Source organism: Anaerostipes hominis (ex Lee et al. 2021) (assembly GCF_002270485.1).
GTDB classification, from domain to species: domain Bacteria; phylum Bacillota; class Clostridia; order Lachnospirales; family Lachnospiraceae; genus Anaerostipes; species Anaerostipes hominis.
In genome coordinates, this window is record NZ_NQOG01000019.1 from 47667 (window position 1) to 56673 (window position 9007).

The following is a 9007-nucleotide window of genomic DNA, read 5'->3' on the forward strand; positions in this document are numbered from 1 at the left end:
AACAGAGAGCAAGCCATTATTTAACCGGCTCCCTCTCTGCTTTATCCGCATCCTGACAGCGGCAACCAACAAGGTCACCCGTCTTTAGAATTTTAATACTACTCTGAATTTATCGCCCTTAATGGCAGATTCAAATGCTTTCTGATAATCACTCAAATCATAGACTTCACTGACAAATGGTTTTACATCCACAACTCCCTCTGAGAGCAGTCTCGTCGCTTTTGTAAAATCTACGGTGTTGGAGTTTGCTGTACCCATCAGCTTTGCACCGCTCTTATGAAGCCAATCCGGACTGATAGAGATCGGAGTATCCGGATAGAATGAACTGTAAAGTACCAGACGTCCGTTGTTAGCGACAGCCTTCACTGCGTCCTCGGCAACTTTGGAGATCGGTGTCGTATCAAAGACAACCTGTGCCATGTTTCCGCCTGTGATTTCCTTCACGAATTCTTCCAGGTTTTCCTTCGCCGGATTTACCGCATAATTTGCGCCCAGCTCTAAGCCCAGCTTTGTTCTTTCTTCATTCGTGTCGGAGACAATGACAGAGGCTCCCCGTTTTGTTGCGAGGATCGTGTGCAGCAGTCCCATGATTCCACATCCGATCACAACAACGGTATCACCAAATTCAATATCAGCAGTTTCTACACTGTGCAGCACACAGGATAATGGTTCTGTGATCGTTGCTTCTTCCGGTGTTATATCATGTAGGTGAAACAGGTTTGACGGATGTACTAAGAGATGGGAACTCAATCCGCCCATACCTTTCTCCGGAAGTCCCTCTAATTGTTTGCTGTGATCAAAATGTTCACAGTTCTGCTCATTTCCGCTCTTACACTGATAGCAGTTTTTGCATGGCAGCGTTACCCCGACTGCCACAAAATCACCGACACTCCACTGTCTCTGGTCCACATTTTTACCCATCTTGACAATTTTTCCGACCATTTCATGTCCGCCAATAAACGGAAAATCTACTTTTTTTACTCCGGTATAAACCCTCTGCTCCCATGTGCAGATCGCACACGCATCTGTTTTTACCAGAACCATATCATCACTGACTTCAGGAATCGGATATTCCTGTATCTCAATTTGCTTTTCCCCTGTAAACACAAGGGTTCTTGCCATTTCTCCCATTGTTCTTCCCTCCACGCTATTCTATTTTGCACCAAGGAATCCTATAGCTCCTCCAACTAGTCCAATGACAATGAGAATTGCCATAACTGTTGTCGCTTTCATCTTTTTGTTCTTTAATAAGTATAAAGTAAGTAACGTAAATCCCAAAGGCAAAATTCCTTTGAACAACGCATCAAAAACTGTTTCCTGGACATTCATCTTTAAAGCACCAAGTTTTATAATTGCTGAACATTGCACCGTTACAAACTGAGCCGACAAAGCTCCTAAAACAATTGCTCCCATTGCAGAAGCACCTGTAATTAACATTTGTAACTGGTTTCCACCAAGGATTTTTTCAATACCTTCTTTACCTAAACTATACCCTTTCATCCAACAAATATATGCTACTGGAAACATAATTCCAAACATTAATAATGTATAAACTAATGGCCCCATTAAATTTCCTTTAGAACCAATGCTGACACCAAATGCCAGTAATATCGGTGTTAATGTCCCCTGCCAGAGGGTATCACCAATACCCGCAAATGGACCCATTAAACCTGTTTTCACACCATTAATTGCCTCATCAGTAATCGGTGCTCCATTAGCGCGTTCTTCTTCCATAGCCAAAACAATACCCGGAATAACACCGCCTATATGCGGTTCTGTATTAAAAAACTGCATATGTCTTTGAATACATGCTTTGTAGGCTTCCGGATCATCTCCATACAGCTTTTTAATTACGTGTTTAAAAGAAAATACAAGACCTGTAGCTTCTAACCGTTCATAATTATAGTTTGCATGAGAGAAAAAGGTCCATCTCCAGAAGGCTTTTACGACATCTTTTTTACTTAGTTGTTTCTTTTTTTCTTCTGCCATATTAAAAATCCTCCTCATCGTCATCATCTATTGAAGCTGCTGCCCCTGAATCAGCTGCTGCTACCTGGGGTGTTTGGTTACTCAACATTGTATAGAAATATCCTATAACACCAGCTAAAACAGCTACAGCAATAACCGGAAGTCCAAGATATACAACAAGAATAAATCCTACAATATAGAATAATAAAGTACCTGGCCTACTAATTGCTCTAAGATTCATCGCAATTCCAAGTGCCGGAAGCAATGCCCCAATTACAGCTAATACATCCAATGGTTTACCTGTCAATTGTGCAATTAACCCTTTAACTGCTGATGATCCCAGATATGTGGCAGCCGTTGCCGGAATTACACATAAACAAAACATCAAGATCTGGGGTGGAACAACATGATAGAAACAAATCTTTTCGATATTCCCTTCCTCTGCTGCTTTATCAGCCATATGTACAAAAGTAACATCCAAAGTCATATGTGCGACCCAAATCATAGTTCCGAGCAGCCCCAAGGGCACTGCCAAAGTCACTGCTACCGCAGGACTTACCCCTGCTGCCATTGCCCAGGCTGTTCCGACTGTTCCTGCAAGTCCCGGGTCAGCCGGCGCAGTTCCTCCTGCTGAAATAAAAGCTACATACGGTAAGTTAATCGCTGCACCAATCATACAGCCCTGTACCGGATCCCCTAAAATAAAACCTACTATAGTTCCTGCTACCAATGGTTTGTAAACGACAGAAATACTTCCCAGCAGTGACAACCATGGTGTACCGATATTACCCAAATAATAAACGATACCAATCAAAAGCGCTTGAATCAGTGTAATTTTCATACTTTACCTCCTTTATTCTCCGCTTTCTGTTAATAGTTTCTCATATTTTATGTTCATATTATCAGTCCCTTATTAGCCATTATCAAAGCATCTTTGAAATGTCGGTCTCGCTGTCTTCTGCAATGATCCTGACTCCAATTTTAGATCCTGCATCTACTAGTTCTTTTAACATCTGCTTTTCCTCATCAGATGCAGAAATATTGCGGAAAAATTTCTTGCGATCTCCACTAACTCCCATTCCTCCGATGTTGACATGATCAAAAACGACTCCTTCACTCTTCAGGCGATATAAAGTTTTTGGATATTTGACGAGAATAATACATTTGTCTCCTGCAAAACCTTTTTTCAATCTTACCGCTGCCTTTTCCACTGTAAATGTCGCCAGTTTCACGTTTGCCGGTACGCATGTTTTTAATACACTCTTCATAAATGGATCATTTGCAACTTCATCATCAATAATCATAATTTTGTTTGCTCCGGTGTAATTTAACCAGGAAGTCATAACCTGACCATGAATCAGTCTGTCATCAATCCTCACTAATACGATACCTTCGATTTTCATAATGCCTGCTCCCTTCGTTAGAAAAAAATATGAACTCTTACTCATTTTCTGGCTACCCTCCAATATAGCCACTGGTTATGTTCTATATTACCACCACTCACTAAAATGTCAACTTTTTTTATAATATTTCATTCTTTTTGTGAAAAGTGACTTAAATTTATAAAAAAATTATAAACATTATACAAATTTTATGACCATCGGTTATATTTGTTGCATTTTTGTATTTTTTTTCTTATACTGAACGAAAAGATACAACTTAGTTTCGTTCATTTAGAGGAAAGGAAGGCTCCGCCTATGAAAAAACTTATATTCGACCCCCCATGTGTTTCTGCCTCTGTATCCTGTATGGATTTGCTTCATCTAAAAGAACAAATACTGGAAACAGAACAGTCCGGTATCTCTTTTTTTCATTATGATATGGTAGACGGTAAATTTAATCATTGCTTCATTCTGGGAGATACACTATTAGAAATGATGCGCTCTGAAGTAACCTTACCTATAGAAGTCCACCTGGCAACATATGATCCAGACTCTTATATTGAACGTTATGCAAAACTTGGGGCAGATTATATTGCGGTGCACTACGAAGCCATGAAACATCCACTGAAAACCTTTGATTTAATAAGAAAGTTTGGAGCGGAACCTGTATTGGCATTTAAGTGTGGCACTGCTCCACCAGACGATTTACTCTCACTAGCAAAAGAAGTCCCCTGGATTTTAAAACTCACTGTTAATCCGGGTTTTTCAGGTCAAACACTTAAGAAGGAGAGTTTGCTACATATACAAGAAATACGAAATAGACTTCAAACTGCCGGATTACCTACTCATATTCAAGCTGATGGAAATGTAAATATATTAACAATAAAACTTCTTTCTCAATCTGGTGCTGATATTTTTACTGGTGGAACTTCTGGTCTATTTAATTCCAATAATTCCATTAAACAAAATAGAGACTTACTTCTAGATTCTATAATCTAAAATACTTCATCAAAATCAACCTCAATGCCTTTAAAATCTATACACAAAATTTTATTATTCTCAAAAAAAATAGTGGTTGAGCTAATATGCTACAACCACTATTTTAAAATCTCAAATATTTTTATCTTGTCCAATATCCAGAAACCAAGTACTTATTACTTCCATGACTTTTAGTTGTTTTTGCAAACAATGCAACCTTTTTTCCTTTTCCATTGTTATACATAGCACTACCATCGCTATAGTTATATGTTTTTCCTGCGTTCTTTGGTGATATAGTATGGATTTTTGAAATTCTTTTCACTTCAGTTACATTTCCTTTACTTGATACTTTAACTGTAGAAACCCAAAATTTTGTTTCATATTGTAATCCCCACCCTGGAACTTTTTCTACTTTCAAACTCCATTTTCCATTTTTATTCCCTAACTTTTGAGGATAACATGGAACATAATTTGTTTTTCCATTCGCTTTTAGCATCCCTCCGAATCCATTAACGCCATCAATATAATCGGCCGCTCTAGTTGAAATATTACAACCTAATACTAATGTTAAAACACATAAAGCTACTACAATTTTTTTCTTCATAACCTATACCTCCTTATATTGCTAATCGTTTAACTTATACTTTTTTTATTATAACTTACATAGAAATATATTACAATTACAATTACATTAATTTTTCTATACAATAATTTTACATTTTTATTATTTCATTTTATTACCATTGGTAATTTTATATTTGACTTTATTATTACCATCGGTTATAATTTTTTATAGCCAAGTAATTAATGATTCACGGAGGTATAAGATATGCTAGTAACAATGAAAAAAATTTTAGAAGATGCAAAAGAGAAAAAGTATGCTGTCGGCGCATTCAATGTTCCTAACCTGGAATCTATACAGGCAGTGATCTCTGCCGCTGAAGAACTCAATGTTCCTGTCATCATCCAGCATGCAGAGGTACATGAGAACTTAATCACTATGCAGGAGATCGGGCCGATCATGCTGGACTACGCAAAACGTGCTTCTGTTCCTGTTTGTGTTCACTTAGACCACGGCGCATCTTTTGACTTATGTGTACAGGCGATCCGTTTAGGATTCACTTCTGTCATGTATGATGCTTCTGCCAAAAGTTATGAAGAAAACTTTGAAGAAACAAAAGAAATGGTAAAAATCGCACATGCTGCAGGTGTTTCTGTCGAGGCTGAATTAGGCCACATCTTCACTTCTGCTGTAGGCGGCGGAGAAGGACGCGGAGCTGTAGGAGCCGAAGACTTTGAATCTTTGGAAGACTGCTATACAGATCCGGATACAGCTAAAGCATTCGTAGAAGGAACCGGTGTTGACGCACTTGCTATTTCTTTCGGTACCACTCACGGTGTTTACTTAACCGAACCAAAGCTTGACTTGAACCGTATCACAGAAATTAAAAATAAGATTGATATTCCATTTGTAATGCACGGCGGTTCCGGTGTTTCTGATGAAGACTTCAAGACATCAATTCAAAATGGAATCACTAAGATCAACTACTATACATACAGTGCTATGGCCGGAGGAAACAAAGTCCGTGAATTCATTAATGATGCCGGAGGTGAAAAAGTATTTTTCCATGATATCATTGCTGCCGGCAAAGCTGCCATGAAAGAAAACGTAAAAGCTGCTATGAAAGTTTTTGCAAGCAGTATCTTAGATTAAATTTGGTAACTCTAACTCATTTTTGTTGGTTGGGCATCCGCTTTTTAGCGGGTGTCCTTTTTATATAATCAAAATTTGGGAACAAAGTGGGCAAGCCCACTTCAACGCCCCAACCCCTCACTCTTTGAGGGGCTTGACAACTTTGCGTGCCAGATGCAATTTGCCGCAGGCAAATAATTTCCTTACGCATCTGTGCACAACCCGCGGAGCGTTTTTATTTCATAGGGAAGGTCGTAGAACTTTCCTATGAAATGAAAAACAGCCGGGAAACCCGGCTGCATCCTCAAACATATTTTTAAATTTCGTCTTCTTCTATATCTTCACTCTGCTGTTTTACCATATCTGCATACATGTCATGCAGTAGAATCGGCGGCTGGTTTCCAACTTCAACACATTCTGCACATAGTGAATCCAAATCTGTTCCGTCTCTCATCATGACTGCCTGCACAACCATTGCCATATTCATTCCTGCAATCGCTTTGATATGGTCTTTTTTTGAAAAGCAGCGCATAACGGTGTTTGAAGGTGTTCCCCCCAGAATGTCTACGAACACCAGCACACCGTCTCCGTCATCCAGCTTGTCCATTGCAGCTGTGATCTTACCTTCAAATTCATCGACTCCGTCTCCGTGATACAAGCCGACAGTCTCAACTTTTTCCTGCTTTCCGGCAATCAGCTCAACTGCGCTTAACAGACCCTCAGCAAAACCTCCATGAGTAGCAATTAAAATACCGACCATTTTTATCCTCCTTGATTTTACTTTTTTGATACTACTATTATACTATACTCCTTTGTATATTACAACTGGTAATATTAATATATTACCAGTTGTAATAATATTTTTATTTAGAACTGATTTTTGCTTTTGCCATAGTATATATAAAACAACAAAATAAAAGGATTTCATATGCATCTAATATCTGTCATTTTATTTTCGATCTCAGCGAATATCGATGCTTTTTTTCTTGGCGCTGCTTACGGCACCAAAGGATACCGATATCATATTGTAGATAATATTACAATTTCTTTTCTTACTTCCATAGGCACCTACTTATCCATGTTTCTCGGTGAATGGCTTGTGAGTATTCTTCCGATCTCCACAGCAAATACCTTCGGATGCCTTATCATCATCTTTCTTGGCATCTGGATGATGATGGATTACTTTTTTAAGAAAAATGTACCGGACGAACTGACACAGAAAGAAGAAAAAACATTGTCTTGTACCAGTACCAAACGGCATTCTATGCCCATAGCATCTTTGGTTGCTCTTTCCCTGGCGCTGACTTTAAATAATCTGGGGCTCGGTTTTGGTGCAGGAATCACCGGATTAAATCCATATCTTACCTCTGCTTTTACGTTTTTCTTTAGTTTATTCTTTCTCACAACAGGCATGGCTGCAGGAAAAAAATTTCTGTCTGATATCTTCGGAAACTATGCGGTATTAATTTCCGGACTTTTAATCTTAATTTTAGGTATTTATGAGTTATTTATTTAATGAGAATCCAGAAGTTTGCCCATACTATTCTATGAGGTGATAAAGATGTCTTATGTTTCTCCTGAGCTTCGTCCAAAATTTGAAACGCTCAGTATCGAATTAAAGGATATGATCCTGGAACGCAACGTGGAGTTAAATACGATCCACGACCTCATCCGTGTTCTGGAGGAAATCGTTGCAGAGTCCGAGGGCTAATCCCCGGCTCTGCAACGAAAATCATATACAAAATATTTAATGTATATTATTCCTTCGCTTCCCTATCATATCTGTAACTGTCATTTTTAAAACAGTTGTCACTTTCATCATATCCATATTAAATTTAAAATCTTCCGCATGATAATGTCTCATCAAGATTTTCAGTGCCTCATATTTATTTTCATCCGGTACAAATTCTATATTCCCATGTCCAGTAACACTTGCATACCCCATGGTGCAGCTCATTCTCTCTTCATAAAGAATAAAATTGTGGTCACAGTCCATTTCAAAAGCTGCACGATTATCTTTTGCTATTAAATCTAATTTTTTTCCTTTCATAGCAGCATGAAAATACAGGAAAACTTGATCTCCTTGTATATCTAATCCAAAATTCAAGGGAACAATATAGGGAAAATCTTTATCATTCAATGCAATTCTGCAAACATCACACTTTTTAATGATCTCAATGATTTCGTTAAATTCTGTAATTTGTCTATCTTTTCTTCTCATATTTTATTTCCTTTCCAATTTTCTATTTACTGCACACTCTTTCATCTTTAAATCTTATATTCAGCCTTTTTTGTCCTTTTGTCAATAGCACGAATTTTTTACCTCTTTGGAGGCTTGCTGTTAATTTAAAAATCTTTAATCTTTTATTCTATTTTGGGGATAATATAAATGCAGAAAAAGGAGGACGACATGAAAAAAGCAAGAGGCGACGAAGAAATCAATACAATTCCAAAAGGGTCCTATGAGGCTGGGATCACCAATCATGCACTTAAAAAAAGCAACGATATTGCATCAGGTGATCCCGGAACAGATGCACAGGGAAATGGATATCCTACAGATAAAAAAACTGCCTGTGATAATAAGTAAAAGAAAAAGTCTAGGAAATTAACTTTTCCTAGACTTTTTAACAGGGGCAGAAGGACTTGAACCCTCGACCTGCGGTTTTGGAGACCGTTATTCTACCAACTGAACTATGCCCCTATACAGCAAAAAGATAAAAAATACTTTTATTTTTTATCCCTCTTTTTCATTTTATGTACCTTCAAAACTACATACAGAACCTTTCATCAAACATCTTCCTTACCTTCTTTGGTTAAAGCCTCGACCGATTAGTAACAGTCAGCTCCATACGTTGCCGCACTTCCACCTCTGCCCTATCTACCTCGTCGTCTTCAAGGGGTCTTACTAGATTACTCTATGGGAAATCTTATCTTTAGGGGGGCTTCACGCTTAGATGCCTTCAGCGTTTATCCCTTCCAGACTTGG

General features: G+C 38.2%; 12 protein-coding genes, 1 tRNA gene and 1 rRNA gene. 5 read left to right on the forward strand and 9 right to left on the reverse strand.

The window, feature by feature from the left end; all coding sequences use genetic code 11:
• Positions 1 to 84: 84 nt before the first annotated feature.
• The 4 genes from CI597_RS14090 to CI597_RS14105 all read right to left on the reverse strand — a co-directional run bounded on the left by CI597_RS14090 (position 85) and on the right by CI597_RS14105 (position 3371).
• The gene (locus tag CI597_RS14090; RefSeq protein WP_024727942.1) at positions 85 to 1131 is read right to left on the reverse strand and encodes a zinc-dependent alcohol dehydrogenase; all 1047 of its coding nucleotides are present in this window, start codon (positions 1129 to 1131) and stop codon (positions 85 to 87) included.
• Between the two features lie 21 nt (positions 1132 to 1152).
• A complete protein-coding gene (locus CI597_RS14095) occupies positions 1153 to 1989 on the reverse strand; it encodes a PTS system mannose/fructose/sorbose family transporter subunit IID (RefSeq protein WP_024727943.1) in 837 nt (278 codons plus the stop codon).
• Position 1990: 1 nt separating this feature from the next.
• Complete coding sequence (locus tag CI597_RS14100; RefSeq protein WP_024727944.1) at positions 1991 to 2809, reverse strand: PTS mannose/fructose/sorbose/N-acetylgalactosamine transporter subunit IIC; 819 nt, start codon at positions 2807 to 2809, stop codon at positions 1991 to 1993.
• An 82-nt stretch (positions 2810 to 2891) separates the two neighbouring features.
• Positions 2892 to 3371 (reverse strand): PTS sugar transporter subunit IIB, encoded by a 480-nt coding sequence (locus tag CI597_RS14105; RefSeq protein WP_034549581.1) that lies wholly within the window; start codon positions 3369 to 3371, stop codon positions 2892 to 2894.
• Positions 3372 to 3665: 294 nt separating this feature from the next.
• On the opposite strand from CI597_RS14105, the gene CI597_RS14110 reads away from it, so the two are divergent.
• Positions 3666 to 4349 (forward strand): ribulose-phosphate 3-epimerase, encoded by a 684-nt coding sequence (locus CI597_RS14110; protein ID WP_024727946.1) that lies wholly within the window; start codon positions 3666 to 3668, stop codon positions 4347 to 4349.
• Between the two features lie 121 nt (positions 4350 to 4470).
• Here CI597_RS14110 and CI597_RS14115 read toward each other — a convergent pair whose 3' ends face one another.
• Positions 4471 to 4932: a hypothetical protein gene (locus tag CI597_RS14115; RefSeq protein ID WP_024727947.1), complete on the reverse strand. Its 462-nt coding sequence runs from the start codon at positions 4930 to 4932 to the stop codon at positions 4471 to 4473.
• A gap of 225 nt (positions 4933 to 5157) precedes the next feature.
• Here CI597_RS14115 and CI597_RS14120 point away from each other — a divergent pair, with 225 nt between their 5' ends.
• On the forward strand, positions 5158 to 6042 hold the full coding sequence (locus tag CI597_RS14120; RefSeq protein WP_024727948.1) for a class II fructose-bisphosphate aldolase: 885 nt from the start codon (positions 5158 to 5160) through the stop codon (positions 6040 to 6042).
• Between the two features lie 295 nt (positions 6043 to 6337).
• On the opposite strand, the gene CI597_RS14130 is transcribed toward CI597_RS14120, so the two are convergent.
• A complete protein-coding gene (locus CI597_RS14130; RefSeq protein WP_024727949.1) occupies positions 6338 to 6781 on the reverse strand; it encodes a PTS sugar transporter subunit IIA in 444 nt (147 codons plus the stop codon).
• Between the two features lie 168 nt (positions 6782 to 6949).
• Between CI597_RS14130 and CI597_RS14135 the strand changes: the two genes are divergently transcribed.
• Both CI597_RS14135 and CI597_RS18190 read left to right on the forward strand, forming a co-directional pair.
• Positions 6950 to 7537, forward strand: coding sequence for a manganese efflux pump (locus CI597_RS14135; protein ID WP_024727950.1), 588 nt, complete (start codon positions 6950 to 6952; stop codon positions 7535 to 7537).
• Between the two features lie 45 nt (positions 7538 to 7582).
• A complete protein-coding gene (locus tag CI597_RS18190; protein WP_006565462.1) occupies positions 7583 to 7732 on the forward strand; it encodes a hypothetical protein in 150 nt (49 codons plus the stop codon).
• A 36-nt stretch (positions 7733 to 7768) separates the two neighbouring features.
• Here CI597_RS18190 and CI597_RS14140 read toward each other — a convergent pair whose 3' ends face one another.
• The gene (locus tag CI597_RS14140; protein WP_024727951.1) at positions 7769 to 8242 is read right to left on the reverse strand and encodes a pyridoxamine 5'-phosphate oxidase family protein; all 474 of its coding nucleotides are present in this window, start codon (positions 8240 to 8242) and stop codon (positions 7769 to 7771) included.
• Positions 8243 to 8431: 189 nt separating this feature from the next.
• On the opposite strand from CI597_RS14140, the gene CI597_RS14145 reads away from it, so the two are divergent.
• Complete coding sequence (locus tag CI597_RS14145; protein ID WP_235824646.1) at positions 8432 to 8608, forward strand: hypothetical protein; 177 nt, start codon at positions 8432 to 8434, stop codon at positions 8606 to 8608.
• Positions 8609 to 8649: 41 nt separating this feature from the next.
• Here CI597_RS14145 and CI597_RS14150 read toward each other — a convergent pair.
• Both CI597_RS14150 and CI597_RS14155 read right to left on the reverse strand, forming a co-directional pair.
• Positions 8650 to 8722 (reverse strand) — tRNA-Trp (locus CI597_RS14150).
• A gap of 108 nt (positions 8723 to 8830) precedes the next feature.
• Positions 8831 to 9007, reverse strand: a 23S ribosomal RNA gene (locus CI597_RS14155); the annotation flags it as partial.